Origin of the sequence: Cellulosimicrobium sp. MI9406, assembly GCF_040595865.1 — a bacterium.
GTDB lineage: Bacteria > Actinomycetota > Actinomycetes > Actinomycetales > Cellulomonadaceae > Cellulosimicrobium > Cellulosimicrobium funkei.
In genome coordinates this window covers 219,580-245,700 of sequence record NZ_JALIZI010000002.1, presented here as the reverse complement: position 1 = coordinate 245,700, position 26,121 = coordinate 219,580, and the positions used below count along the sequence as shown (strand labels likewise).

22 protein-coding genes are annotated in these 26,121 nt (G+C 76.9%); 8 read left to right on the top strand and 14 right to left on the bottom strand.

The window, feature by feature from the left end; genetic code table 11:
* Positions 1-28 precede the first annotated feature (28 nt).
* Genes MT994_RS04125 through MT994_RS04085 form a run of 9 tightly spaced genes read right to left on the bottom strand, consistent with a single transcriptional unit; the run spans position 29 to position 11,648 of the window.
* Positions 29-883 carry an SDR family oxidoreductase gene (locus tag MT994_RS04125; protein WP_354805241.1) on the bottom strand — a complete coding sequence of 285 codons (855 nt, stop codon included), beginning with the start codon at positions 881-883 and terminating at the stop codon, positions 29-31.
* Positions 880-2,022 carry a glycosyltransferase family 9 protein gene (locus MT994_RS04120; protein ID WP_354805240.1) on the bottom strand — a complete coding sequence of 381 codons (1,143 nt, stop codon included), beginning with the start codon at positions 2,020-2,022 and terminating at the stop codon, positions 880-882. Before MT994_RS04120 ends, MT994_RS04125 begins: the two co-directional genes overlap by 4 nt.
* Entirely contained in the window at positions 2,013-2,741 is a 729-nt protein-coding gene (locus tag MT994_RS04115) for an SDR family oxidoreductase (RefSeq protein ID WP_354805239.1), read from the bottom strand. The genes MT994_RS04120 and MT994_RS04115 overlap by 10 nt, the downstream gene beginning before the upstream one ends.
* On the bottom strand, positions 2,738-4,951 hold the full coding sequence (locus MT994_RS04110; protein WP_354805237.1) for a PfkB family carbohydrate kinase: 2,214 nt from the start codon (positions 4,949-4,951) through the stop codon (positions 2,738-2,740). The genes MT994_RS04115 and MT994_RS04110 overlap by 4 nt, the downstream gene beginning before the upstream one ends.
* Complete coding sequence (locus MT994_RS04105; RefSeq protein WP_354805236.1) at positions 4,948-6,222, bottom strand: glycosyltransferase; 1,275 nt, start codon at positions 6,220-6,222, stop codon at positions 4,948-4,950. The genes MT994_RS04110 and MT994_RS04105 overlap by 4 nt, the downstream gene beginning before the upstream one ends.
* Complete coding sequence (locus MT994_RS04100) at positions 6,219-7,250, bottom strand: glycosyltransferase (RefSeq protein ID WP_354805234.1); 1,032 nt, start codon at positions 7,248-7,250, stop codon at positions 6,219-6,221. Before MT994_RS04100 ends, MT994_RS04105 begins: the two co-directional genes overlap by 4 nt.
* The gene (locus tag MT994_RS04095; RefSeq protein WP_354805233.1) at positions 7,247-8,323 is read right to left on the bottom strand and encodes a glycosyltransferase family 9 protein; all 1,077 of its coding nucleotides are present in this window, start codon (positions 8,321-8,323) and stop codon (positions 7,247-7,249) included. Before MT994_RS04095 ends, MT994_RS04100 begins: the two co-directional genes overlap by 4 nt.
* Positions 8,320-9,975 carry an HAD-IIIA family hydrolase gene (locus MT994_RS04090; protein ID WP_354805232.1) on the bottom strand — a complete coding sequence of 552 codons (1,656 nt, stop codon included), beginning with the start codon at positions 9,973-9,975 and terminating at the stop codon, positions 8,320-8,322. The genes MT994_RS04095 and MT994_RS04090 overlap by 4 nt, the downstream gene beginning before the upstream one ends.
* On the bottom strand, positions 9,972-11,648 hold the full coding sequence (locus MT994_RS04085; protein ID WP_163187408.1) for a carbamoyltransferase C-terminal domain-containing protein: 1,677 nt from the start codon (positions 11,646-11,648) through the stop codon (positions 9,972-9,974). The genes MT994_RS04090 and MT994_RS04085 overlap by 4 nt, the downstream gene beginning before the upstream one ends.
* Positions 11,649-11,834: 186 nt before the next feature.
* On the opposite strand from MT994_RS04085, the gene MT994_RS04080 reads away from it, so the two are divergent.
* The 3 genes from MT994_RS04080 to MT994_RS04070 all read left to right on the top strand — a co-directional run bounded on the left by MT994_RS04080 (position 11,835) and on the right by MT994_RS04070 (position 18,165).
* Positions 11,835-13,271, top strand: a complete 1,437-nt coding sequence (locus MT994_RS04080; RefSeq protein ID WP_354805230.1) for an aldehyde dehydrogenase family protein — start codon at positions 11,835-11,837, stop codon at positions 13,269-13,271.
* A complete protein-coding gene (locus MT994_RS04075; protein ID WP_034654591.1) occupies positions 13,268-14,065 on the top strand; it encodes an MBL fold metallo-hydrolase in 798 nt (265 codons plus the stop codon). Before MT994_RS04080 ends, MT994_RS04075 begins: the two co-directional genes overlap by 4 nt.
* A gap of 314 nt (positions 14,066-14,379) precedes the next feature.
* On the top strand, positions 14,380-18,165 hold the full coding sequence (locus MT994_RS04070; RefSeq protein WP_354805229.1) for a PQQ-dependent sugar dehydrogenase: 3,786 nt from the start codon (positions 14,380-14,382) through the stop codon (positions 18,163-18,165).
* Positions 18,166-18,312: 147 nt separating this feature from the next.
* Here the strand turns inward: MT994_RS04070 and MT994_RS04065 are convergent, their stop codons facing one another.
* Genes MT994_RS04065 through MT994_RS04055 form a run of 3 tightly spaced genes read right to left on the bottom strand, consistent with a single transcriptional unit; the run spans position 18,313 to position 20,340 of the window.
* Positions 18,313-18,936, bottom strand: a complete 624-nt coding sequence (locus MT994_RS04065; RefSeq protein WP_074806908.1) for a DUF3618 domain-containing protein — start codon at positions 18,934-18,936, stop codon at positions 18,313-18,315.
* Positions 18,933-19,439, bottom strand: coding sequence for a phage holin family protein (locus MT994_RS04060; RefSeq protein ID WP_354805228.1), 507 nt, complete (start codon positions 19,437-19,439; stop codon positions 18,933-18,935). Before MT994_RS04060 ends, MT994_RS04065 begins: the two co-directional genes overlap by 4 nt.
* Positions 19,423-20,340: a hypothetical protein gene (locus tag MT994_RS04055; RefSeq protein ID WP_354805227.1), complete on the bottom strand. Its 918-nt coding sequence runs from the start codon at positions 20,338-20,340 to the stop codon at positions 19,423-19,425. The genes MT994_RS04060 and MT994_RS04055 overlap by 17 nt, the downstream gene beginning before the upstream one ends.
* Positions 20,341-20,611: 271 nt before the next feature.
* Between MT994_RS04055 and MT994_RS04050 the strand changes: the two genes are divergently transcribed.
* From MT994_RS04050 to MT994_RS04035, 4 genes are all read left to right on the top strand, one after another.
* The gene (locus MT994_RS04050; RefSeq protein WP_034654615.1) at positions 20,612-20,869 is read left to right on the top strand and encodes a hypothetical protein; all 258 of its coding nucleotides are present in this window, start codon (positions 20,612-20,614) and stop codon (positions 20,867-20,869) included.
* 116 nt (positions 20,870-20,985) lie between these two features.
* Positions 20,986-22,185 (top strand): iron-containing redox enzyme family protein, encoded by a 1,200-nt coding sequence (locus MT994_RS04045; protein WP_083711751.1) that lies wholly within the window; start codon positions 20,986-20,988, stop codon positions 22,183-22,185.
* On the top strand, positions 22,178-23,182 hold the full coding sequence (locus tag MT994_RS04040) for a glycosyltransferase (protein WP_354805225.1): 1,005 nt from the start codon (positions 22,178-22,180) through the stop codon (positions 23,180-23,182). Before MT994_RS04045 ends, MT994_RS04040 begins: the two co-directional genes overlap by 8 nt.
* Positions 23,179-23,472 (top strand): CDGSH iron-sulfur domain-containing protein, encoded by a 294-nt coding sequence (locus MT994_RS04035; protein ID WP_354805224.1) that lies wholly within the window; start codon positions 23,179-23,181, stop codon positions 23,470-23,472. The genes MT994_RS04040 and MT994_RS04035 overlap by 4 nt, the downstream gene beginning before the upstream one ends.
* Here the strand turns inward: MT994_RS04035 and MT994_RS04030 are convergent.
* Complete coding sequence (locus tag MT994_RS04030; protein ID WP_061267411.1) at positions 23,406-24,248, bottom strand: SDR family NAD(P)-dependent oxidoreductase; 843 nt, start codon at positions 24,246-24,248, stop codon at positions 23,406-23,408. The genes MT994_RS04035 and MT994_RS04030 overlap by 67 nt on opposite strands.
* Positions 24,245-24,844: a DUF2231 domain-containing protein gene (locus MT994_RS04025; RefSeq protein ID WP_076404744.1), complete on the bottom strand. Its 600-nt coding sequence runs from the start codon at positions 24,842-24,844 to the stop codon at positions 24,245-24,247. Before MT994_RS04025 ends, MT994_RS04030 begins: the two co-directional genes overlap by 4 nt.
* A 387-nt stretch (positions 24,845-25,231) precedes the next feature.
* On the opposite strand from MT994_RS04025, the gene MT994_RS04020 reads away from it, so the two are divergent.
* Positions 25,232-26,113, top strand: a complete 882-nt coding sequence (locus MT994_RS04020) for a manganese catalase family protein (RefSeq protein WP_354805222.1) — start codon at positions 25,232-25,234, stop codon at positions 26,111-26,113.
* Positions 26,114-26,121 lie beyond the last annotated feature (8 nt).

Here is a 26,121-nt window from a genome sequence, read left to right as displayed (position 1 = left end):
TGCGGGTACGGTCGTCAGGGGCGGCGCGTCACGGGCGGCGCCAGTCGTCCGAGGTGAGGTGCGAGCCGGCCATCGGCCCCATGCGGAGCATGCCGCCGTCGACCGGCCAGGACGCACCGGTGACGTACGTCGCGGCCGGGCCGCACAGGAACGCGACGACGGCGGCGACCTCGCGCGCGTCCCCGGGCCGCCCGAGGGGGACGCCCGGGCGCGCCGTCGGGTGCGGGTCCTCGTCCTCCTGGCCGGTCATCGCCGTCGCGATCTCGCCGGGGGCGACGGCGTTCACCGTGATGCCGTGCTCCGCGAGCTCGAGCGCGGCGACCTGGGTCAGCAGCCCGAGCCCGCCCTTCGCCGCGCAGTACGGGGCGGCCCCGACGCGCGGCGCGTGCTCGTGCACGCTGGTCACGTTGACCACGCGGCCACCGCGCCCGCCCGCGACCATGTGCCGCGCGGCGGCCTGGGTCAGCACGAACGGGCCGTCGAGGTTCGTCGTCAGCACCTCGCGCCACGTCCCGAGGTCGAGGTCGAGGAACGGCGTCGCGGTGCCCGTCCCGGCGACGTTGACGAGCGCGTCGACCCGCCCGAGCTCGGCCGCCAGGGCGTCCACGGCGGGTGCCAGCGCGTCGAGGTCGGTGACGTCGACGCGGCGCGTCACGGCCGTCGCGCCGCGCTCGCGGACCTGGCGCGCGGTCTCCTGCGCCGCCTCCTCGTCGGCGTACCAGCACAGGCCGAGGTCGAAGCCGTCGGCCGCCAGCGCGACGGCGGTGGCGCGTCCGATGCCGGACTCCGAGCCCGTGACGAGGGCGACGGGGCGCTCGTGCGCTCCCTCGCCCGCGGGGGTCGCGGACCGGGCGGTGCGGGGGTCGAGATCGGGAGAGGTCATGACTCGACCCTCCGGACCTCGTCGCCCGCACGCATCTCGGCAGGGTCCTGCGGCCCCGCGAGGAGCGACCGCGCGGCCGCGACGACCTCGGCGACGGTGATGCGGCCGAGCGCCGGGTCGAGGTCGACGGCGTGCGGGTCGCCGCGGTAGCCGCCCGCCGCGTCGTCGGGCGCGTGCGCCGGCCCCTGCTCCGTGTCGCCGTGCCAGAGCACCGCGTGCCGCTCCGGGTCCACGGCGGGGCCCCACGTGGCGGGCGGCGTCGGGCCGAACAGCACCACCGACGGGGTGCCGTACGCGGTCGCCAGGTGGGCCACGCCCGTGTCCCCGCAGACGACGAGCCGGGCCGTCGCGACCACGTCGGCGAGCGCGGGCAGGTCGAGCGTCCCGGCCGCGTCGGTCACGCTGCCGGTCCCGTCCGGCGCCCCCGCGGGGCCGCCGAGGGCGGCGTCCGCGTCGGCCACGACCCGCGCGCACAGGTCGCGCTCGTCGGGGCCGCCCGTGACGACGACGTCGTGGCCGGCGGCCGCGACGTCGCGCGCGACGGCGGCGAAGCGGTCCGCGGGCCAGCGGCGCGCGCCGGACGCCGCGCCGGGGTGCACGACGACGTGGCGCCCGCGCGACCCCGGCGGGTCGAGCCGCAGGTCCTCGCGCGAGCACGCGCCGCCCGCCGCGGTGACGAGCCGGCACCAGCGGTCGACCTCGTGCTCGTCCGGGTCCCAGTCCGGCCCGTCGACCCCCGCGTCGCCCGACGCGAACGCGACGACCCGCTCCGGGGCGGTGTCGAGCAGCACCCGGTGGCTCTCGGGGCCGCTGCCGTGCAGGTTCACCGCCACGTGCCCGACGGCGTCCGCGCCGGTGAGCGTCCGCGCCTCCTGCGCCCAGACGAGCGGCTGGAGGCCGCGGGTCGGCACGACGCCGTCGACGAGGCCGAGGTCGCGCAGCCAGCCGCCGACCTCCGCTGGCGCGGCGAGGAGCACGCGCCGACCGGGCCACGCGCGCCGCACGCCCCGCAGCGCGGGCACGGCCGTCAGCGCGTCCCCGAGCCCGAGCGCGCGCAGCACGAGGACGGTCCCCTCGTCCTGCCCCGCGAGCCCCGGCAGGTCGGGTGCTAGCTCCGTCGCGCCCGCCGTCACGGCCACGACGTCTCGCCGGACGCCATGACGAGCATCTCGCGGATCTCGCAGCCCACCGGCTGGCGCAGCGCCGTCACGACGGCCGCCGCGGTCGCGCGCGGGTCGTTGAGGTCGGCGTCCGGCCCGGGCTTGTACTGCTCGGTGCGGCCGTCGAAGAACGCGGTGCGCATCCCGCCGGGCACGAGGCACGTGACGCCGACGCGGCCCGCGAGCTCCGCGGCGAGCGCCTGGGAGAACCCGCGCACGGCGAACTTCGACGCGCAGTAGGCGGTCGCGTCCGAGACCCCCTTGAGGCCGAGCGTCGACGCCACCGTGACGACCGTGCCGCGGCGCTCCTCGAGGAACGGCAGCGCGGCGCGCACGACGGCGACCGTGCCGAACAGGTTGACGCGCACGACGCGCTCCCACGTCTCGACGTCGATCTCGTCGAGGCGCCCGCACGCGTCGGTGCCGGCGGCCGTGACGACGGCGTCGGGCGGCCCGACCTCGAGCGCGAGCCGCTCGACCGCGGCGGCCGCGGCGGCGGAGTCGGACAGGTCGACGACCGCGTGCGGCACGCCGTCGGCGGGCGCGACCCGGTCCAGGACGACCGGCCTGCCGCCCGCCGCCGTCACCGCCTCGACGAGCGCGGCCCCCAGGCCGCTCGCGCCCCCGGTGACGTAGACGGTGCCGATCTCGCGGGGCATGGGGACGTCGGTCCGCTGGGCGGACGTGGTGGTGGTCATGCGGTGGTCTCCTCCGTCAGGGTGGGGACCCCGGGCGCGAACCGCCCGGAGCGTTCGAGGATCGAGGTCGTGGAGCGGCCGTCGACGTAGGGCAGGACGACGACCCGGCCGCCGTGGCGCCGGACCGTCTCCGCCTCGGGGAGCGTCTCCTCCGTGTAGTCGCCGCCCTTCGCCCAGACGTCGGGGCGCAGCCGGTCGAGCGCGGCGCGCGGGTCGTCCTCGTCGAACACGACGACGGCGGCCACGCAGTCGAGCGCGGCGAGGACCCGGGCCCGGTCGGCCTGCCCGACGACGGGGCGCTGCGGCCCCTTGAGCCGTCGCACGGACGCGTCGCCGTTGAGCAGGACGACGAGGTGGTCGCCCAGGCGCGCGGCCGCCTCGAGCGTCGCGACGTGCCCGGCGTGCAGGATGTCGAAGCAGCCGCCCGTGGCGACGACGGTGCCCCCCGCCGCGCGCAGCCGGGCGGCCACGGCCTCGGGCCCGTCGGGGTCCGACGGCGGGGCGTCCTGCGTCGCGCCGGAGGGGGCCGGGGCGGCGGACGCGCGGTCCGGCGCGTGCTCCCGGGCCGCGCCCGGCGTGCGGTCGGCGAGGGAGTCGGCCCGGCGTCGGTAGCCCTCCGCGCCGCCCGCCGCGACCCAGGCCGAGGCCGAGGCGACGGCGGCGACGACCGCCGGGACGAGGCCCTCGCCCCGGGCGAGAGCGACCGCGACCGTCGAGGCGAAGCGGTCGCCCGCGCCGCACGGGTCGCCGTGCGCCACGGTCGCGGGCACGTACGCGGGCTCGCCGTCCGCGCGCGCGACGAACGCCCCGCGGTCGCCCGCCGTGACGCACACCGCCCCCACGTCCCACGCGGCCGCGAGCGACCGCGCGAGGCCCCCGGGGTCGTCGGGCGTCGCGTCCAGGCCGAGCGCCTCCGCGGCGTCGAGCGCCTCCGCGAGGTTGGGCGTGACGAGCGCCGTCCCGGGCACCGGGGCGCCGCCGCGCGGGTGCGGGTCCCACACGAGCGTCCCGGTGCGGGCCGCGTGCGCGAGCGCGTCGCGGACCGGCCCGGCGTGGGTCGTCCCCGCGCCGTAGTCGGACACGAGCACGACGTCCGCGCCCGCGAGCGCCGCCCGCGCCGCGCGCTCCGACAGGTCGCCGGGCCGGGCGGGGCCGCCGTCGTCGACGCGCACGACGGTCTGGCCGCCGGAGCGCACGCGGGTCTTGCGTCGCGTCGTGCCGACCTGCGGCAGCGCGACGACGTCGAGGTGCGGGCGCAGCAGGGCCCGCAGCTCGGAGCCCGCGTCGTCGTCGCCGAACGGCGCGACGAGGCGCACGCTCGCGCCGTCGGCCGCGAGGAGCGCGGTGAGCCCCGCGCCGCCCGGGCTGCGCCGGACGCCGAGCGTGTCGACGACGGGCACGGGGCCGTCGGGGGAGAAGCGGGTGACCTGGCCGTCGACGTCGCGGTCGAGGAGCACGTCCCCGACGACGACGACCTGCGGTCCGGTCGCCGCCGCGGAGGCCGGTGCGGGCGCCGAGGCCGGTCGGTCGTCGGCCGACCCGGCGCCCGGGAGACCGGCCGCGGCGCGCGCCTCGCGGTGGCGCACGTGCGCGTCGAGCGCGGCGCACAGCGCGTGCACGACGACGAGGTGCAGCTCCTGGACGGACGAGGTCGACGCGCCGCGCAGGGCGAGCACGTCGTCGCACGCGGCCGCGAGCGCGCAGTCCCGCGGGCCCGTGAGCGCCCACGTGGTGAGGCCGAGCTCGCGGGCCCGGCGGGCCGCGGCGACGACGTTCTCGCTCTCGCCGGAGGTCGACAGGAGCACGAGCACGTCGCCGGGGCGACCGTGCGCCGCGACCTGGCGCGCGTACATCTCGGCGATGCCGTAGTCGTTGACGATCGCCGTGAGGCTCGACGTCTCCGCGTGCAGGCTGATCGCGGACAGCGGGGTGCGCTCGCCGTCGAAGCGGCCCACGAGCTCGGCGGTGAGGTGCTGCGCCTCGGCGGCGCTGCCCCCGTTGCCCGCGACGAGCAGCCGCCCGCCCGCGAGCACCGTGTCGGCGAGCCGCGCGCCCCACGCGTCGATCCGGCCCGCCTCGGCGGTGAGCAGGTCGAGGCCGTCGTGCAGGTCGTCGGCGTGCGCGCGCAGCCAGCGGCGCGCGGCGTCGTGCGGGCCGTCGCCGGACCCGGCACCGGGGGTGTCGCCGTAGGGCGTCCGGGGCGCGGTCACGGTGCGCTCACCGCCCGCAGCGCGGTGCGCCCGGCCGCCACCGGCCGGGCTCGGCCGCGCTCGGCCCGGCGGGCCGTGGTGACGCGCTCGTACGACTCGGCGGTGCGCTCGGCGACCGTGACCCAGCCGTACAGGTGCTCGGCGCGCAGCCGCGCGGCCGAGCCGAGGCGTTCCGCGAACGCCGGGTCGTCGGCGAGCCGGCGCAGCGCGGCGGCGAGCGCCCCGGGGTCGCGCGGCGGGACGAGCAGGCCCGTGCGCCCGTCGACGACCGAGTCGAGCAGCCCGCCCACGGCCGCGCCCACGACGGGACGCCCGCACGCGGCGGCCTCGAGCGGGACGATCCCGAAGGGCTCGTACCAGGGGTCGCACACGACGGCGTCGGCGGCGTGCATGAGGTCGCGCACGTCGTCCTGCGTCACGCTGCCCACGAACCGCACGCGGTCCGCGACGCCGGAGGCGACCGCGACGGCGCGCAGCCGCAGCACCTCTGGGTCGTCGTCGAGCGCGCCCGGCGCGGGGCCGCCCGCGACGACGAGCTCCGCGCCCGGCAGCGCGGCGAGCGCCTCGATGACGGTGTCGACGCCCTTGCGCTCGACGAGCCGGCCCACCGAGAGCAGGCGCAGGCGGCCGGGCTCGCGGTGCAGGTGCTCGGTGCGGTCCGGGTCGGGCAGGAAGCGGCCGAGGTCCACGCCGCACGGCACGACGTCGATGCGGTCGGGGTCGGCGCCGAGCGCGACGAGCTCGGCGACCTCGTCGGCGCACGTCGCGACGATCCGGTCGACCGCGCGGCACAGCAGGCGCTCGCGGGCCACGCGCTCGGCGGGGCTCGTGTCGTGCGCGCCCTGGTGGCGGCGCTTGACGGAGCCGAGCGCGTGGAAGGTCTGCACGAGCGGGACCCCGAGCGGGGGCGCGGACAGCAGGCCCGCGATCCCGGACATCCAGAAGTGGGCGTGCACGACGTCGGGCCGGGGCCCGGGCTCGATCCACCGCCGCAGGAGGTCGGCGCCGAACGCGTCCATGTGGGGAAGGAGGTCGTCCTTGGGCACGGGCACCGGCGGACCGGCGTCCACGTGCACGACCTCGACGCCGCGCGCGAGCGGGACGCGCTCCGGGAGGGACGCGTCGTCGCGGCGCGTGAACACCTCCACGCGGTGGCCCTGCGCGCCGAGCCGCGTGGCGAGCGACGCGACGTGCACGTTCTGCCCTCCGGCGTCGACGCCGCCGAGGGCGGCGAGGGGGCTGGCGTGCTCCGAGATCATCGCGATCTTCATGAGGTCACCTCCGTCAGGACCGTGTCCCAGCGCCGCAGGAACGCGGCGTGGGAGTAGTGCTCGAGCACGTGGGCGCGGGCCGCCCGGCCGTGCTCGCGGGCGTCGTCGGGGTCGGCGAGCCAGCGCCGCGCGGTCGCGGCGAGCTCGTCGGGACGGGCGCTGAGGTGCCCCGCGGCCGGGGGCACCGCGACGGGCGCCTCGGTGGTCGGCAGCGCGAGGACGGGCATCCCGAGCGCCATCGCCTCGAGCAGGGAGAGCCCGAGGCTCGTCCAGCGGTAGGGGTGCAGGTAGGCGCGCGACGTCGCGAGCCGCGCGTGCATCGCGGCCTGAGGGACGTCGTCGTGCAGGCCGTGCGGGAGGTCGTGCGGCAGGTCGTGCGGCGGGTCGTGCGGCGCGGCGCCGGGCGCCGCGAGGTGCTCGGCGAGCTTGCCGACGCCCATGCCGTAGACGTCGAGCGGCACGTGCCGCCCCAGCCCGACGAGCACGTCGGTCCCGGCGACGCGCCAGCGCCGCACGGGCTCGTTGACGACGACCCCGACGCTCGCCCGCTCCCCGGTGTACAGCGGGCCGGGGTCGGGGATGCCGTGGTCGACGACGAGCGTGCGCGCGTCGCCGGTGTCCCACATGAGCGCGTTGAACGCCGTGACGTGCACGATCGGCACGAGGCCCTCCTCGACGACCTCCAGGTCGGCGAGCGGGTGCCGGGTCGCGGCCGCGTGGCCGGTCGGGGCGTTGTGCTCGACGTAGACGGCCGGGACGTCGCGGCCGGGCACGAGCCCGGTCCAGCGCCGCAGCAGCTCGACCTCCTCGGGGCGCTGGAGCACCACGACGTCGATCGCGCGGTCCGCCGCGAGGTCGGCGAGCTCGTCCGGCGCGACCTCGCGCGCCCCGGGCGGCCAGTCCCAGGTGCGCGCGCGGCCGCGGCCGTCGGGCCCGCGGTCGGGGACGACCGGGACCAGGTACTCGTGGCCGCCGGCGACGAACGACGTCGCCCACGACCCGTGCACGTGCCACACGAGGATCCTCATCGGGTCACCCCCACGGTCCGGAGCGGTGTCGCGCGGGGCGCGGGCGTCCCCACGACGTGCGGGACGACGAGCCGGTCGACGGCCGCGACGACGTCGTCCGGGTCGACGCCGAGGCACGGGTGGCCGGGCACCGGGCACACCCGGGCGCGCGTGCCGCGGCACGCGGCCTCCTGGTCGCCGAGCAGGACGGTCGGCACGCCCCACGGCGCCCAGCGCTCCGCGGGGACCACGGGGGCGAAGAGGGACACGACGGGCCTGCCCACCGCGGCGGCCAGGTGCGCGGGCCCCGTGTTGCCGACGACGACGCACCGGGCGCCGGCGAGCACCGCGGCCAGGCCCGCGAGGTCCGTGCGCCCCGACAGGTCCCGCGCGCGCCCGGCGGCGACGTGCGCCGCGAGGTCCGTCTCGCCGGGCCCGCCCGTGACGACCACCTCGTGGCCCGCGCGGACCAGCGCCGCGACGAGGTCGCACGCGTGGTCGGGCGCGGGCGCCCGGGCGGGGACGGACGCGCCGGGGTGCACGACGACGTAGGGCCCCGCGGGCACGAGCGACGACACGTCGGGCAGCGGCCCGCGCACGCGCAGCCGGTCGCCGTCGGGCGGCGCGCCGAACCCCGCAGCGCGGACGAGGTCGAGCGCTGCTTCGACCTCGTGCAGGCCGTCCGCGCGGGTGTGCCGCACGTCCAGGAGCGAGCCCGGGTAGTCCTCGCTCACGGCGGCGACGCGCCCGACGCCCGCGACCTTGAGCAGCATCGCCGCGGGCAGCGGGCTCTGGTGGAACGAGGTGAAGACGACCGCGGCGGCGTAGCGCCTCTCGGCGAGGGTCGCCACGAGGTCGAGCACGCTCGCGCGGTCGACGGGCGGGGGCCGGTAGCCGGACCAGGGGGCGTCGAAGACGAGCACGTCGCGCACGTCCGGGAGCAGCTCTGCCGCCGCGCGCCCGGCGGGGGCCGCCAGGACGTCCACGCGGCCGCCGTCGCGCGCGGTCGCGTGCGCCATCGCCCGGACCGCGGGGCCCGTGAGCAGGACGTCGCCGTCGCTGTCGAGGCGCACGGCGAGCACGTCGGCGCTCATGCCGCACGCTCCTCGCCCGGCGCCGCCGCGGACGCGCCGGGAACCGACGCGTCGGGGGAGTGCTCCCGGCGCGGGCCGGGCAGGCGGTCGTCGAGCGCGCGGACCGCCGCAGCGAGGTCCGGCACGACGCACGGGGCGGCGGCGACCTCCTCGGCGCGCGTCACGGGCGTCGGCACGAGGACCGGGGTCGCGCCCGCGGCGAGCGCGGCGGCCACGTCGGCGCCGATGTCGCCCACGACGGCGCACCGCCACGGCTCGACGCCGAGGTCGGCCGCCGCGGCGAGCACGAGGCCGGGACCGGGCTTGCGGCACGCGCACGCGTCGTCCGGCGCGTGCGGGCAGACCTGCCACGTGTCGAACGGGCCCAGCAGCTCCTCGACGCGCGCGTTCACGGCGTCGACCTGCGCGCGTGTGAGGAGCCCGCGCCCGACGCCGGACTGGTTGGACACCACGCCGAGCCGGACCCCGCGGGCGCGCAGGTCGTCGAGCACGGCGCGGGCGCCCTCGACGGGACGCACCGCCGCCGGGTCGCCGTTGTACGGGACGTCGTGCACGAGCGTGCCGTCGCGGTCGAGGAGCACGGCCGCGAGCGGCGGCGGCCACGGCTCGAGCCCGCGCCGGGCGGCGAACGCGCCCGCGACGCGGTGCCGCACCGCGGCGAACGGGATGGCGGCGCTCGTCCACGCCATGCGCCGCAGCTCGGGCCCGAACGCGTCGTCGCCCGGTCGCGGCCCCGGCGCGAGGCGGCGCCCGAGGAACTGCACGGTGAGGGCCGCCCACCCGAGCACGCCGAGCGCCGCGACGCGCGGGCGCCGCGCGACGAGCCCGCCGACGCCGACCGCGGCAGCCGCGACGGTCGCGACGTGCCACGCGAGGCGGCCGCGGCCGGTCTCGGCACGCTCGCGCCACCCCGGCCCGTGGAGGGCGCGGAACGTCGCGTCGTCGCGGGTCCCGGCCTGGACGCGCAGGCTCACGGCGTCGTCCGCGGGGCGCACGGGGTGCGTCGTCGTGCGCGTGCCCCGCACGAGCTCCCAGCCCGCCTCGCGCACGCGCAGCGCGAGGTCGGCGTCCTCGCGGTAGGCGCGGGGGAAGCGCTCGTCGAACCCGCCGACCTGCTCGAGCGCGGCGCGCCGGTACGCCATGTCGGCGGTCGCCCAGGCCGCGCGCTCGAGCCCGGCGGTCCCGCGCTCCCAGTCCGTCGGACGGCGGTGCGCGGGCAGCGGCACGTGCAGGCGGCCCTGCACGCCGCCGGTGCGGGGCGTCGCCGCCGCGAGGTCGTGCGCGAGGAGGCGCGCCCACCCGGCGGGGAGCTCGACGTCGTCGTCGAGGAGCACGACCCACGGCGCGGTCGTCGAGCGCCACCCGGCGTTGCGCGCGGCGGCCGGGCCCCGGCCCCCGGTGCGCACGACGCGTGCGCCGAGCGCACGGCCGGCGTCCCCGAGGTCGAGCGGGTCGGGCACCGGGTCGGTCGAGCCGGGCGGCGGCAGGCGGCGGTCGTCCGCGACGACGACCTCGGCCGGCCCGGGGGAGCCCGGGCCGTCGGCCTGGGCGACGAGGGACTTCAGGAGCCGGTCGAGCGACGGGCGGCCGATGGAGGGCACGACGACGGCGTACGGCACCGGGGGAGCGGGACGGCCCGCGGGCGCGCTCACGCCGTCGCCCCGGACGGAGCGGCGAACACGTCGGGCCGGCGCACGAGGTGCGGGCCGAGCACGAGCGCGTCCACGGGGGCGGACCCGAAGAGCTCGAGCGCGTCGCGCGGGTCGTCGACCATGGGGCGCCCCGCGGTGTTGAGGCTCGTGTTGACGACGACCGGCAGCCCGGTCAGCTCCTTGAACGCCCGGATCGTGGCCCGCAGGCGCGGGGTCGAGTCGTCGACGGTCTGGATGCGCGCGGTCCCGTCCACGTGCACGACGGCGGCGATCCGGTCGCGCCACGCGGGCGCCACCTCGTGCACGAAGAGCATGTACGGGCTCGGGACCGGACCGCCGGAGAAGATCTCCGCGGCGTCCTCGAGCAGGACCATCGGCGCGACGGGCCGGAACTGCTCGCGGCCCTTGACGTCGTTGAGCCGCTCCAGGTTCTCCACCGGCCCGGGATGGGCGAGCAGGGAGCGGTGCCCCAGCGCGCGCGGTCCGAGCTCGGCGCGGCCGTCGAACCACGCCACGACGCCGTTGTCGGCGAGGATGCGTCCGACCTCGGCGGGCAGGTCGTCGGGCGTCGTGAACGGCACCTGCGCGGTGCGCAGCCACCGGGCGAGCGCCTCGTCGCCCCACGCCCGGCCGAGCGCCGCCGAGCCCATCGGCTCGACGGTGTCGCCCGCCTCCGCGGCGAGCTGGAGGGCGGCGCCCAGCGCCGTGCCGGAGTCGCCCGCCGCGGGCTGGACCCAGACCTCCTCGAACGGCGACTCGCGCCAGACCCGCGAGTTCGCGACGCAGTTCAGCGCCGTGCCGCCCGCCATGGTCAGCACGCGGTCGCCCGTCTGCCCGTGGAGCCACGTCGCGAGGTCGACGAGCACCTCCTCGAGCCGCGCCTGCACCGACGCCGCGAGGTCGGCGTGCTCGGCCCGGCCGCCGTGCGCGGTGCCCCACGTGCCGTCGTCCGTGCGGCGCGGCGCCCAGCGCTCCCAGTCGGGAACCTCGGCGACGAAGCCGCCGTCGCCGGTCGCGTAGAGCACCTCGCGCAGGTCGTCGAGGAAGCGCGGCTCGCCGTACGACGCGAGCGCCATGACCTTGTACTCGTCGCTCGACCGCAGGAAGCCCAGGTGCTCGGTGAGCGACTCGTAGACCAGCCCGAGCGAGTGCGGCAGCTCCTGGCTCGCGAGCACCTCGAGGCGGCCGTGGTCGTACCGGCCCGCGAGGTGCGACGAGCGCTCCCCGCGGCCGTCGAGCGACAGGACGCTCGCGACCGGGAACGGCGACGCCAGCGCGGCCGACGCCGCGTGCGCGACCTCGTGCGGCACGAACCGCACCGTCGCGGGGGACAGGCCCGGCAGCGCGGTGGCGAGGAACTGCGGCGCGCGCTCGGCGTACTGCACGCGCAGCCAGTCCCACGGGTCCGGCAGGCCCATCTCCTCGGCGGGCTTGGCCAGCGCCGGGTCGAACGAGTACGCGACGGCGTCCAGGTCCTGGGGGCGCAGCCCGCCCTCCTCGAGGCACCAGGCCATCGCCTTCTCGGGGAGCTCCCACGCCGCGAACGGCAGCGGTCGCTTGCCGTGCTTGCGCCGCGAGAAGCGTTCCTCCTCCGCGGCGGCGACCACCCGGCCGTCGACGACGAGGGCGGCGGACGGGTCGTGGAACAGGGCGTTGACTCCGAGGACGCGCATGGGCTGCGAGCCTTCCTCGTTCGGGTCAGGCTCGTGGTGCGCCTCGAGAAACCGGGGGCACTGGACCTGACGCGTGCGGGTCGGCTCTGCTGCAACCCGACTTCACCCTGACCCGGGGAAGCGGTTCTCGCACGCCGACGTCGCACCCATGGGTAGTTCTCTTCGTGTGATTCCCGGGAGGCCTGCATGACCACGACCACCACACCCACCACCCACCCCGACCCGACCACGCCGGCCGCGGGCGAGCGCCGCCTCGACCGGACCGACCCGGCCACGGGTCGGCCCGCCGCCCCGGTCCGCTGCGCGGGCGCCGACGAGGTCGACGCCGCCGTGCGCGCCGCCGCGGCCGCCTGGCCCGCGTGGCGCGCGACCCCGCCGGGGGAGCGGGCCGGTGCCCTGCGCGCCGCCGCCCGCGCGGTGCGCGCCGCCCTCGACGAGCTCGGCGACCTGCTGTGCACGACCACCGGACGGCTGCGGGCCGAGGCGCGCGCGTCGGCCGAGGTCGCCGCCGACCTGCTCGACGAGGCCGCCGTCGCGGGTCTCGGCCGTGCAGGGCGTGTGCTCGCGGGCGACCCTGCGGCGCTGGACGTCGTGCGCCGCGAGCCGCGCGGCGTCGTCGCGGTGATCACGCCGTGGAACGACCCCTACCCGGCGGCCGCCGGGCTGCTCGCCGCGGCGCTCGTCACCGGCAACACCGTGGTGCACAAGCCGTCCGAGCGCAGCGACGCCCCCGGCGTGCGCCTCGCCGAGATCGTGGCGGGCGCGCTCCTGCCGGACGTCCTGCGCGTCGTCAGCGGCGACGGCGGGACGGGCGCGGCCGTCGTCGCGCACGACGACGTCGCCCTGGTCGCGCACGTCGGCTCCACGGCCGCGGGCCGGCGCATCGCCGCCGCCGCCGGCGCGCGCGGTGCGAAGGTGCTGCTCGAGAACGGCGGCAAGGACCCGCTCGTCGTGGACGCGGGCGTCGACCCGGTGCTCGCCGCGCGACAGATCGCGACCGGCGCGTTCACCAACGGCGGCCAGCTGTGCACCGCCGTCGAGCGGGCGTACGTCGTCGAGGAGGTCGCGGACGCGGTCGTCGCCGAGCTCGCGCGCCTCGCCGACGCCGTCGTGGTGGGCGACCCGGCCGACGACGCGACGACCATGGGACCGCTCGTCGACGACGCGCAGCTCGCCGTCGTCGAGGAGCACGTGCAGGGGGCGCTCGCGGCGGGTGCCGAGGTCGTGACCGGCGGCCGGCGGCTCGACCGGGCCGGGTCGTACTACGCGCCCACGGTCCTCGACCGGTGCCCGGACGACGTGGACCTGCTCACGACGGAGACGTTCGGCCCCGTCGCGCCGGTCGTGCGCGTCGCCGACTTCGACGAGGGCCTGCGACGCGCGTCCGCGTCGGCGTACGGGCTGGCGGCGACCGTGCTCACGCCGTCGCTCGCCCACGCGCTGCGCGCGGCGGACGTGCTCGACGTCGGCACGGTCAAGGTGAACGCGGTGTTCGGGGGCGCGCCGGGCGGGTCCGCCGACCCGCGGCGCGGCAGCGGCGGCGGGGCCGGGTACGGGCCGGACCTGCTCGACGAGATGACCGTGCGCAAGGCCGTCCACCTCGAAGCGCTGGGGGAGCCGTGAGCCGCCGCGCGAGCGCGACGCTCACGTTCGGCGGGACGGCGACGGCGCTCCTGCGGTTCGGGCGCTTCACCGTGCTCACCGACCCGAACTTCCTGCACCGCGGCCAGTGGGCCTACCTCGGCAAGGGTCTCGCGTCGCGGCGCCGCACCCAGCCCGCGCTCGGGCCGACGGGCCTCCCTCCGCTCGACGCGATCGTGCTGTCCCACCTGCACGGGGACCACTTCGACCGGGTCGCGCGGCGCGGCCTGACGCGACAGGTGCCGCTCCTCACCACGCCGTCCGCGGCGCGGCGTCTGGCGCGGTACCACTTCGCGACGGTCGGCATGCCGACCGGCACGATCGAGACGTTCCGCTCGGGGAAGGAGACGCTCGACGTGGAGTCGGTCCCGGCGATCCACGCGCGCGGCGTCATGCGCTCGCTGCTGCCGGAGGTCATGGGCACCGTCTACACGCACCGCGTGGACGGCGACCGCCAGACCCAGGTCTACGTCACGGGCGACACGCTCACGGGCGACCACGTGGACGTCGTCGCGGACGCGTTCCCGCACCTGGACTCGGTGGTCGCGCACCTGGGCGGGACGCGCATCCTCGGCCGGACCGTGACCATGGACGACGTGCAGGGAGCGGACCTCGTGCGGCGCGTCGGCGTGCCGCTCGTCGTCCCGATCCACCACGACGACTACGGCGTGTTCCGCAGCCCGCTGCGCGACTTCCTCGCGCGGTCGCCGGAGCTGCCCGGGGTCGAGATCCGGCCCGTGGCGCGGGGCGCGACGGTCGACCTCCGGGTCGACTGACGGGCGGATGCCCACCGCGGGGGGCCGCCCGGCGACCCACCGGGAACAGCGACCTTGTGGTCGGTTTTCGTGAGGGGTCCGGCCCAACTTTTCGTCTCAATATTTCAACTTCTGACTTGGCATCAGCGAAAGTCGCGCTTAGGGTCGAACGCAGCGCGGGGCCAGGACGGCGCCGCGCAGGCCCCGGTCCCCGGGGCCGTCCACCCATCCGGGTCGACCGATCAGCGGCGATCGTCGAGCAGCGGCACCGAGCACAGGTGCCGCGCTGCTGGTCGGGGACCACGGGCTCCTCGATCCACGTCAAGGAGGACGTTGTGCACAGACCATCCACGAGCCGACGCAGGCTCGCCCGAGGCGCCGCGGCGGCGCTGTCCGCCGCGTTGCTCGTCCCGCTCGCGATGAGCGGGGCGAGCGCGCACCCCGGCCACGGCGGAGACGAGAGCGAGACCGCCGCCGAGGCCGCGCAGGACGACGCGGCACTCGACTGGAACAACTACGAGAAGGTCCTGCTGAGCAAGGACACCGGTGAGCCGATCGACCTCGCCGTGCTGCCCGACTCGCGGGTCCTGCACACCGCGCGCGACGGCGTCGTCCGTCTCACCGACACCGCGACCGGGCGGACGACGCAGATCGCGAAGCTCGACGTCTACGCGAACTCCGAGGACGGGCTGCAGGGCATCTCCCTGGACCCGGACTTCGAGGAGAACGGGTTCGTCTACCTCGTGTACGCGCCCCGCGTCATGGAGGGCACCTCGCCCACCGGGGTCGAGTACCCCGAGACGACGCCGCAGGGCAGCGCGCCGAACTCGCTCCCCGCGGGCGAGGACGAGAGCTACTGGGACCGGTGGCTGGGCTACAACCAGCTCTCGCGGTTCACGTGGGACGCGGAGAGCAGCACGCTCGACCTGGACAGCGAGCGCGCGATCCTCAAGGTCGACGCGCAGCGCGGCCAGTGCTGCCACGTCGGCGCCGACATGGCGTGGGACGCGGAGGGCAACCTCTTCCTGTCCACGGGTGACAACACCCCGGCCGGTGCCCCCGGCGCCGACGGGTACGCCCCGAACAACAACGCGCCCGGCATGAACCCCGGGTTCGACGACCGCCGCAGCGCGGGCAACACGAACGACCTGCGCGGCGCGATCCTGCGGATCAACCCGATCGAGGACATCGCCCCCGGCACCGAGGTCGGGCCCGGCACCACGTACACGATCCCCGAGGGCAACCTCTTCGACGACCCGCAGTACGAGGGCTCCGAGGACCTGGTGCGCGAGGAGATCTACGTGATGGGGGTGCGCAACCCCTTCCGGATCGACTACGACCTCGAGTCCGGCGCGCTCGTCTGGGGCGACTACGGCCCCGACGCGGCGAACGCCAACCCCGACCGCGGCCCCATGGGCTACGTCGAGTGGCAGCTCACGACCGAGCCGATGAACGGCGGCTGGCCCTACTGCCACGGACCCAACGCGAACTACAACGAGTGGGACTTCGCGACGGGCACGCCCGGCGAGTGGTTCGACTGCGAGGCCGGCGCGAAGAACAACTCCACGTGGAACACCGGTCTGGACGTCGTCCCGCCGGCCACGGCGCCGCAGGTCTACTACGGCGACCGCCCCGGCGACCAGCCGGAGCTGCTCGACCCGCTGGTCGAGCTGGGCGGCGGCGGCCAGGCGCCCATGGGCGGCCCGATCTTCCGCTCCGCCGACTACCCCGACGCGCCGGGCAAGTTCCCCGCGTACTGGGACGGCAAGCCGTTCATGGCGGAGTTCTCCCAGGACTACGTCGTCGCGTTCACGCTCGACGAGCTCTCGTCGGCCGGTGAGGTCACCGCGGTCGAGGACTTCCTGCCCAACGCGCACCTGGAGACGGTGAACCAGCCGATCTGGGACAACGTCATGGACATGGAGTTCGGTCCGGACGGGTCCATGTACGTCCTGGAGTACGGGGACGGCTTCTTCCGCCAGAACCCGGACGCCGGGCTGTACCGCATCACCTACGGGTCGGAGAACAAGACCCCGCGCGCGGCGATCTCGGCCACCCCGGTGTCGGGCAGCGACGCGCCGCTCGAGGTGACGTTCGACGCCTCGGCGACCACGGACGCGGAGACCCCGAACGAGGGCCTGACCTTCGACTGGGACTTCGACGCCGACGGCGAGTACGACGCCCAGGGCGAGACGGTGACGCACACGTTCACCGAGCGCGGCCGGTTCGCCGTGCAGCTGCGCGTCACGGACCCGGAGGGCAACTTCGGCCTCGCGATCCAGCAGGTCACCGTCGGCAACACCGCCCCGGAGATCACGCTGAGCCAGCCGGACGGCGCGGTCTTCGACTGGGGCGACGCCGTCCCGTACACCGTCGCGGTGCACGACGCCGAGGACGGCGACGAGCCGGTGTGCACCAACATCCAGTACACGTTCGGCCTCGGCCACAACGAGCACGCCCACCCCGAGGTGAGCGGGCGCGCCGCGGTCACCGAGGACGGCTGCGGCTTCACGATCCAGACGAGCCCCGACGCCGTCGAGCACGGCGAGGGCGAGAAGATCTTCGGCACGCTCGTCGTGACCTACACGGACAAGGCCCAGGGTGACGTCCCCGCCATCACCGGCGAGGCCACGCACATCCTCAAGCCGCAGGCGCAGCAGGCCGAGTGGTACGACGCGGCCGAGGGCGTCGAGGTCGTCGAGGACCCGGCGGCGAACGCCGGCCGCTATGTCACCTCGTTCGACGAGGGCGACTCGTTCACCTACCGGCCGCTCGCGCTCGTCCACGCCCCGACGGGCGAGGCCGTCGACGAGGTCACCGTCCGCGGCAGCGGCGAGGGCACCGTCACGCTGAGCTGGCAGGGTGCGGGGGCCGAGTCCTCCGAGCCGCTGGCCGACTTCGCCTTCACGGGCGAGGGCTGGCAGGACGTCACGCAGACGCTGAGCAGCGTGCCCGAGGGCACCGGCTCGGTCGTCGTGACGACCACCGGCGGCGTGGACGTCGACGCGGTGACGTTCGCCGTGGGCGAGGGCAGCACCGAGCCGGTCGTCGTGCCGGCCGAGCAGGTGTCCATCCAGATGTTCTCGCTCATCCCGTGGGTCAACGAGGCGGGCCTCCCGGCCGTCCTCGAGCGCCTGTCGGAGATCGGCTTCAAGAACATCGAGCCCTTCGGCGGCAACTTCTCCGGCTACACCGCCGAGGAGTTCCGTGCGCTGGCCGACTCCTACGGCCTGAGCGTGAAGTCGTCGCACTACAACGTCGACGAGGCCACGTTCGACGCGACCCTGGACTACGTGGGGACGCTCGGCCAGGAGTACGTCGGCTCGGGCGGCTGGCCCGCACCGGGGATCGGCACCTACGAGAACACGCTCGCGACGGCCGAGGCCATGAACCGGCTCGGGGAGCGGGCGGTCGACGCCGGCTTCACGAAGTTCTTCGGCCACAACCACGACGGCGAGTTCCGCACGACGTACGAGCACGAGGGGGAGACGCTCTCGGCCTGGGAGATCCTGGTCCGCGAGACGAACCCCGAGTACGTGACGTTCCAGCTCGACGTCGCGTGGGCCGCCCACGCGGGCGTCGACGTCCCGGCGCTCATCGAGCAGTACGGCGACCGGATCGAGCTGCTCCACGTCAAGGACGCCACGGGCCTGAACGCGGGCGGCCGCCCGTCGTTCACCAACCTGGGCGAGGGCGAGGTGCCGCTCCAGGAGATCCTCACGGCGGCGCAGGAGGCCGGCGTCGCGTACTACGTCCTCGAGTGGGACCAGGCGCCCGACGGCGAGGACTTCGCGGCCCACGGCTTCGAGTACCTCACCGGCGTCCCCGCCGGCGAGGCCGGGCCCGACGTCACGGCGACCGCGCAGGCGCGCTGCCTCGCGGGCAAGACCTACGTCGCGGTCCGTGCCCTCAACGAGGACGACGTGCCGCTCACCGTGACGCTCGAGACGCCGTACGGCACGAAGACGGTCGAGAACGTCGCCCCGGGCGCGAACGCCTACCAGTCGTTCGCGGTCCGCTCCGGCGAGGTCGAGGCCGGCTCCGCCACGGTCACCGCCACCGACGCCGAGGGGAGGACGGCCACGGTCACGGCCGAGCACGACGCGCTGTCGTGCGGCTGACACCGGCCTGACGCGCAGGAGCGCCGGGTGAGGCGGACGTCCGACGCCGCCTCACCCGGCGCTCGCGCGTCCGGGCACCGACCCGCTCCGGACGCACGGCGGCCCGGGTGACGCACGCGTCACCCGGGCCGCCGTCGTTCGGGCCTGTCAGCCCTCCTTGACCTGGTCGCGGACGTCCGCCGCGGCCTCCTTGCCGTGCTGCCCCACGGACTGCGCGGCGTCCTTCGCGGCGTCGCGGACGGCCTCGGCGCCCTCCTTGGCGGGCTCCTTGAGGTCCTGCACGACCTCCTGCGCCGTGGACTTCACGTCCTCGACGAGCGGGGCCGCCTTCTCCTTGACCCCGACGGCGGCGCGCTGCTCGGCGCGGCTCGACGGGAGGAGGGAGGCGACGACGAGGCCCACGCCGAAGGCCACGAGGCCGACGGCGAGCGGGTTGCCCTGCGTCTGCTCGCGCACCGCCCGCGGGGCGGAGCCCACGGTGTCGGCGACCGAGGACGCCGTGCTGCGCGCCGAGTCGGCGACCGACGAGGCCGCCTCGCGCCCGCGGTCGGCGACGCCGTGCGACGTGTCCCGGGCTGAGCCGACCGTGTCGTGCGCGCTGCCCATGACGCGGTCCTTGACGCTCGTCACGCCCGACCGCACGCGGTCCACCTGGCGGCGCGCCACGTTGCCGGGCTTGACCTTCTCCCCGAGGGCGTCGACGTCGCGGCTCAGCTCGGTCCGCGTGCGCTCGATGTCCGCCCGGATCTCCTCCGGATCGCTGGTGCTCATGAGTTCTTCTCCTCGTGTCCTCGGACGGCGTTCGGGATCTTCTTGAGGGTGTCCGTGGTCTCGGGCATGCCCCCGACCGTGCGCAGCTCCTTGCGTCCGCGCGCCGCGAGCACCGCGGCGACGATCGCCCAGAGCACCGCGACGACGACGGCCGACCAGCCCCGGCCCATGACGGCGCCGAGCGCCCACCACAGCGCCACGGAGAGGAACAGCAGGACCATGTGGCCCGCCACCCCGGCGCCGGCGAGCATCCCGGCGCCCTTCCCGGCGCGCTGCGCGGACTGCTTGGCCTCCGCCTTGGCGAGCTCGACCTCCTGGCGCACGAGGGTCGACAGGTCGCGGCTCACCTCGGCGACGAGCTCGCCGAGGCTCTGCTGCTCGGCCTGCTGGTCCGCCGACGTCGGCGCGGGCTGCGGCGTGGCCGCGAGGCCCGGGTCGGGGCCGCTGCCCGTCGTGTGCCGACCGGTGCCCGCCGCGGCGAACGGGTCAGGGGTGTACGACATCGGGGCCACCTCCCGGCCGGGCGCCCGAGCCGGGCGTCGTGGGCGGGTACGACGGCGCCGGGGGAGCGCCCTCGGCCGACGTCGCGACGTCGGGGTCGTGCGCCAGGCGGTCGTTCGCGAGGCCCGGGTACGCGCCCGCCGTGCCGATGTCCGGCGCGCCCGTCGTGCCCGTGCCCCCGGTCGTGCCCGGCACGCCGGTGGTCCCGGTCGTGCCGGTCCCGCCGACGGTCCCGGTGCTCCCGGTCGTCGCGCCGGTGGTCGTGCCCGTGCCCGTGGTCGTGCCGAGCGGTGCGGCGTGCGCGCCGCGCGTCGCGGACGGCGTCGACCCGGTGCCGCCGCTCTGCTCGCGGTCGGAGCCGGTGTCCGGTGCGTCCTTCATCCCGCGCACGAGGCGCCCGACCAGCAGGCCGGCCCCGGCGGCGAGGAGGAGGAACGTCCCCGGGCGGCGCCGCGCGAAGTCCTCGACCTCGTGCAGCACCGACGCGGGCTCGCGGTCCTCGAACCACTGCGCCACCTGCCCGGTGGCGTCCCCGGCGCGCCGCACGAGCTCGGTCGCGTAGCCCGGGTCCTCGGTGCCGTCCGCCATCTGGCGGAGCTCGTCACCGAGGGACCGCAGCCCGCTCGCGAGGCGCTCCTGCTGCGTGCGCGCCTGGTCGCTGAGCTCCGTCCTCGTCTGGTCGACCAGGCCGCGGGCGCGGTCCGTGGCCTCGTGCGCGACGTCGCGCGCCTTCTCCTTCGCGTCCTGCGCGACCTCGCGTCCGGCGTCGCCCGCGTGGGACGCGGCCTCGCTCGCGCGCTGCTTCACCCCGGACGCGGCGCCGCCGCCGTCCCCGGTGCCCTGCGCCGTCCCGACACCCGGCGAACCGGGCCCCGAGCCGTACGGCACGTTCGTCTCGCTCATGGTCGGACTCCCGTCGTCGTCGCCGCTCGTGCGGCGTGACTGGCGACGGAGCGGTAGCCGTGCCGGGCTCTCGCTCCGCCGGTACGGCCACCTCCTGGACCACCTCCCACGCTAGGCGCGGGCCGCGCGCACACAACTGGAACGAGGGGTCGCCCGCAGGTTGCGAGCGGGCGGGGCCTTGCGACCGTGGGAGGAGGTCCAGCAGCCTGCCGCCCCCGCCGGGCCGGGCCCGGCAGCACGACCGCGCCCCCGGGCGCAGGAGGTTTCGACCATGGCCACAGGAGAGACCGGGTTCGACGACGTCACGTTCGACCTCATCTCGGTGCAGTACCACTCGCTCAAGGCCGGGCACGACTACGGCCAGTACGTGCGCGACGCCCGGAACGCGGGCAAGGAGGAGATCGCCGCGTTCTTCGAGAAGGTGATGGCGGAGGACTCCGAGCGGGCCCAGCAGTGCCACCGCTTCCTCGCCGACCTGACCCAGGACGGCACGTCCGCGACGTCCCCGCAGGGCTCCCAGCAGGGCTGATGCACCGCCGGCCGCCCGCTCGGGAGCCGGTTCGGCTCGCGAGTCGGGCGGTCCGTGGGGAGCATGGCGGTGGCGTCGAGCAGGGGCGCCGTCCGCGCGAGCGTCAGGAACACGTGATGACCTCCACCGCCCTCCCCGCCCACGTCCCCACCGCCGGGTCGGCGACCACCACCGGCCCGGCGGACGAGCCCGCGCCCGGAGCCTCGCCGGCACCGGGGTCGGGCCGCCTGCCGCGGCCCCGTCCGCGGGGCCCGTTGAGCGCCGCGCTCCTCGCCGCGCTCGTCGAGCCCCCGGGTGCGGCCGACCTGCGGCCGGTCGAGGACGCCGTCGGGCCGGCGCTCGACGCCGCGGCCGGGACGATCCTGCGCGACGAGGACGTGCAGCTCACCCTCACCCTCCTCTACGAGCTCCACTACCGCGGGGTCGAGGGCGTCGACGACGACTGGGAGTGGGACCCGGCGCTGCTCGCGGTGCGGGCACGTCTCGAGGCCCCGTTCGAGGCCGCGGTGCGCGGGCGCGCCGGCCGGCCGGCGTGCGACGCGACCGACGCGGCGGGCGTCGCGCGACGGCTGTTCGAGCTCGCGGCGGCCGACGACGGCCCGAGCCTGTCGCGGTACGTCGCCAAGCGCGCCGACGCGGGGCAGGCGCGCGAGCTCCTCGCGCTGAAGTCCCTCTACCAGCTCAAGGAGGCCGACCCGCACACGTGGGCGGTCCCGCGGCTCGCGGGCGTGCCGAAGGCGGCGCTCGTGGAGATCCAGGCGGACGAGTACGGCGGCGGTCGGCCCGGCCGCATGCACGCCGAGCTGTTCGCGCAGGCGATGCGCGGCGTCGGGCTCGACGACACGTACGGCCGCTACGTCGACGCCGTGCCCGCGGTCGTGCTCGCGGCCCTGAACACGATGTCGCTCTTCGGCCTGCACCGGCGCCTGCGGGGCGCGATCGTCGGCCACCTCGCCGCGTTCGAGATGACGTCGTCGGTGCCGAGCCGCCTGTACGGCAACGGCTTCCGCCGCCTCGGGCACGACGCGGACACCACCTGGTACTTCGACGAGCACGTCGAGGCGGACGCGGTGCACGAGCAGATCGCGGCGCGCGACCTCGCGGGGCGCCTCGTCGAGCAGGAGCCCGCTCTGCGCGACGACGTCCTGCTCGGCGCGGCCGCGTGCCTGGCCGTGGAGGGCGACGTGGCTGCCCACGCGCTCGAGCGCTGGCAGCAGGGCGCCTCGGCGCTGCGCGTGCCGCTCGCCCCCGCCGTCGAGCCGCAGCCGGGCACCGGCCCCGCCGCGGCGCAGGAGGGCGACGCGCCGCGTGGCTGACGTGACCTACGTGCTGCCGCTGCGCCGCGAGCAGCCCGACGAGCCGGCGACGGCCGAGCTGTCCGCCTACCTGCACGACCTCGCGCGCCACGTCGAGGTCGTCGTGGCGGACGGGTCGCCCGGTCCCGTCCGCGACCGCCACGCCGCCGCCTGGGGCGGCGCGGCGCGCACCCTCGCCGTCGGCCCGCCGCCCCCGGGCTGCAACGGGAAGGTGGTCGGCGTCCTCGCCGCCCTGGCCGCGACGACCGCGCCGCGCCTCGTCCTGGCGGACGACGACGTGCGCTGGGACGCCGCGACGCTCGACCGGGCCCTCGCGGCGCTCGACGACGCCGACGCCGTCGTGCCGCAGAACGTGTTCGACCCGCTGCCGTGGCACGCGCGCTGGGACACCGCGCGCTCGCTCGTGAACCGCGCGCTCGGTCACGACTGGGCGGGCACGGTGGTGCTGCGGCGCGACGCGCTCGGTCCCGACGGGTACGACGCCCGCGTGCTGTTCGAGAACCTCGAGCTGGAGCGCACCGTGCGCGCCCGCGGCGGGACGGTCGTGCACCGTCCCGACCTCCTCGTGGCCCGGCGCCCGCCGCCGACGCGGAAGTTCGTCGAGCAGCGCGTGCGCCAGGCGTACGACTCGTTCGCGCAGCCCGTGCGGCTCGCCGCGGAGCTCGCGCTCGCCCCGCTCCTCGGCGCGTGCGTCGCGGGTGCGGTGCGGTGCCGCGGGCCGGTGCGCGCGGCGTGGCTGGGGACGCTGGTGGCGCTGCTCGCGGGCGTCGTCGCGCTCGCCGAGGCGGGACGACGGCGTGCCGGGGGCAGCGCGGCGTGGCCCGCGTCGTCGGCGCTGTGGGCCCCCGCGTGGTTGGTCGAGCGGGCGGTGTGCGTGTGGGTCGCGGTCGTCTGGCGCGTCCGCGGCGGCGTGCCGTACGCCGGCACGCGGATCCGCCGGGCCGCACACCCGACGGCCGCGCTGCGCGGCGCGACGACGCGGGCGGTGGCCGCATGACGGGCGCCGGGGGTGCGTCGCGCGAGGACTCCCGGGCGGGGTCGCGGGCGGAGGAGGTCACCGTCACGGCGTGCCCGGACGGGCCGCTCCTCGTGCGTGGTCCCGCGCGGCTCGTCGACCAGCGGGGTCGTGAGATCGAGCGGCACCGCGCGACGGTCGCCCTGTGCCGCTGCGGTGGCACGGCCATCCCGCCGTGGTGCGACGGGACGCACAAGGTGAACGGCTACCGCAGCGGCGAGCCCGACGACGGGGCGCGCGGGACCGCCAGCGACGGCGGGACGGGCGCGTAGAACCAGCCGTGGAACGCGGCCCGCGCCGGCTGGGGCAGGACGCGGGCGACCGCCAGCATGGCCTTGCCCTGGACGCCGTGGACCACCTCGGGCCGGCCGTGGACGAGCGCGTCCACGGCCTGCCGCGCCACCGCGGCGGCGCTCGGCTTCGGCAGGCGCCCCACGTGCGTGCGCTCCATCCCGGCCTCCCGGAAGAACGGCGTCCGGGTGGGCCCGGGCAGGAGCGCGGTGACGGTCACGCCCGTGCCGGCGAGCTCGCCGCGCAGCGACCACGCGAACGAGCGCAGGAACGCTTTCGACGCCGCGTAGGTCGCGAAGTGCGGCGCCGGCATCTCGCCGGCGACGGACGCCGTGACGAGCAGCCGCCCGTGCCCCTCGGCGAGGAGGTCGGGCAGCAGCAGGTGCGTCAGGTGCGCGACCGAGCGCACGTTGAGGTCCACGAGCCGCAGCTGCGCCTCGAGCGGGGTGCGGGCGTAGGCGCCGTGCACGCCGACGCCCGCGTTGAGGACGACGGTCGAGACGCCGAGCTCGCGCGCCCGCCGGGCGGTGGCCTCGACGCCGCGCGGCGTCGTGAGGTCGACCGTGAGGCCCTCGTGCGTCCCGCCGTGCGCGGCCAGATCGCCCACGGTCGCGTCGACGTCGCGGTCGGCGACGACCAGGACGTCGTGCCCCCGCCGGGCGAGCTCGTGCGCGAGCGCGCGGCCGATGCCGCTCGTCGCGCCCGTCACGAGCGCGTTCGCGCGGTCCCGCACGACCGCCGGGGGACGCGGCGTCACGGGAGGTCCGGGACGTCGTCGTCGCCGAGCGCGACCTCGGCGGGCGGCTCGCGCAGCGCCTGGGCCAGGTGGCCGCCGAGGAACGCGCTCGCCCCGGCGAGCCCGTAGGCGGCGAGCGACACGGCGACGCCCGACCGGCGCCGGCCGCCGCGGCGCAGCAGCCACGACGCGCCGTAGAGCAGCGAGACGCCGGAGTTGAGCGCGGCATGGACCGCGCCGACACGGCGCGCGCGGCGGTCGACGTCGAGGTAGTCGGCGAGGCCCGTGAGCGCGGTCGGCGCGACCGCGAGCACGCCGAGCCCGACGAGGCGCTGCGCCGCGGGCGCGCTGCGCTCGCCCCCGACGAGGTCGAGCACGGCGGCGCTCGTCCACAGACCGACGGGCACGTCGGTGAGGGTCGCGTGCAGGGCGTGGCCGAGCGAGCGGCCGTGCAGCTCCTCGCGCAGCCGTCCGTGCGAGGGGACGAGGGCGAGCGCGACGCCGCGCACGGTGCCGGAGAGCCCGTCGAGCGCGGGGGAGTCCTCGAGCCGCCGGGCGAGGCGCAGGAGGACGGGGGAGTCGTCGTCGCGGGCGGCGGTGCCGGGGGCGTCGGGCATGGTGGCTCCTCAGGTCTCGTCGAGCTCCCGTTCTCGAAGCTGCGTCGACCGTAGGCACGTTCGCGCGCGCTCGCGCGCGCGTGGGCCCGGACGCACGTCGCCCTCGTCCCGGCGGGCCCGGACGAGGGCGGTTCGCCGCAGGGCAGGCGTGCGGCGGTCTTCTTCACCGGCTGCCCCGCGACGGGCACCACGCTAGGGGCTCGGCTCCCTCGGCGGCCTTCCCCGCCGGGGGTGAAATCCGGCGTGTCGTGGTCCGGCCGCCCCAGATGCGACCGGCGGCGGACGGCCACAGGGTGGGAGGACGCTCGACGCGTCGAGAACGGGGCGCGTGCCGTGGTCCTCCCGTGCACGCTCGTGCCCGGGAGGCGACCTCCCGAGGGAGAGACCATGTTCTTCCACCGTCAAGAGCTCCAGCACCAGGCCACGCCGGACCGCCCGGACGCCGTCTACGCCCGCAAGCTCCAGGAGGTGCTGGGCGGGCAGTACGGCGAGATCACCGTGGCCATGCAGTACGGCTTCCAGTCCTGGAACGCCCACATCCCCGGCAAGTACCGCGACCTGCTCTACGGCATCGGGGCCGAGGAGTTCGGGCACGTCGAGATGCTCGCGACGATGATCGCGCAGCTCCTCGAGAAGGCGCCCGTCGGCGCCGTCGAGGGAGCGGTCCAGAACGACCCGACCGTGGCGGCGATCATCGGCGGCACCGACCCGCAGCACGCGATCGTCGCGGGGGCCGGTGCACGGCCCGTCGACTCGAACGGCAACCCCTGGACGGCCGGGTACGTGACCGCGAGCGGAAACCTGCTCGCCGACTTCACGGCCAACGCCAACGCCGAGATGCAGGGCCGCGTGCAGGTCGCGCGGCTGTACCACATGACCGACGACGCCGGGGTGAAGGACCTCCTGGCGTTCCTGCTCGCGCGCGACACGATGCACCAGAACCAGTGGCTCGCGGCGGCGCAGGAGCTGCGCGACGAGGGCGTCGAGGAGCTCCCGGTGCCCAGCACGTTCCCGGTGTCGAAGGAGGACCGCGACGTGTCCTACCAGTACATCAACTTCTCCGACGGCGAGCACGCGTCCGAGGGGCGCTGGGCGAGCGGCCCGACCCCCGACGGCAAGGGCGAGTTCACCTACGTCGCCGAGCCGCCCGCGGGCGTCCCGATGCCGCCGCCCACGACGCCGGACGAGCGCTTCCACGGCACGACCGGGAAGCCGTCGACGCTCGAGAGGGCGAAGGGCGCCGTCAAGGACGCCCTGCACAAGGACTGAGAGGGGAG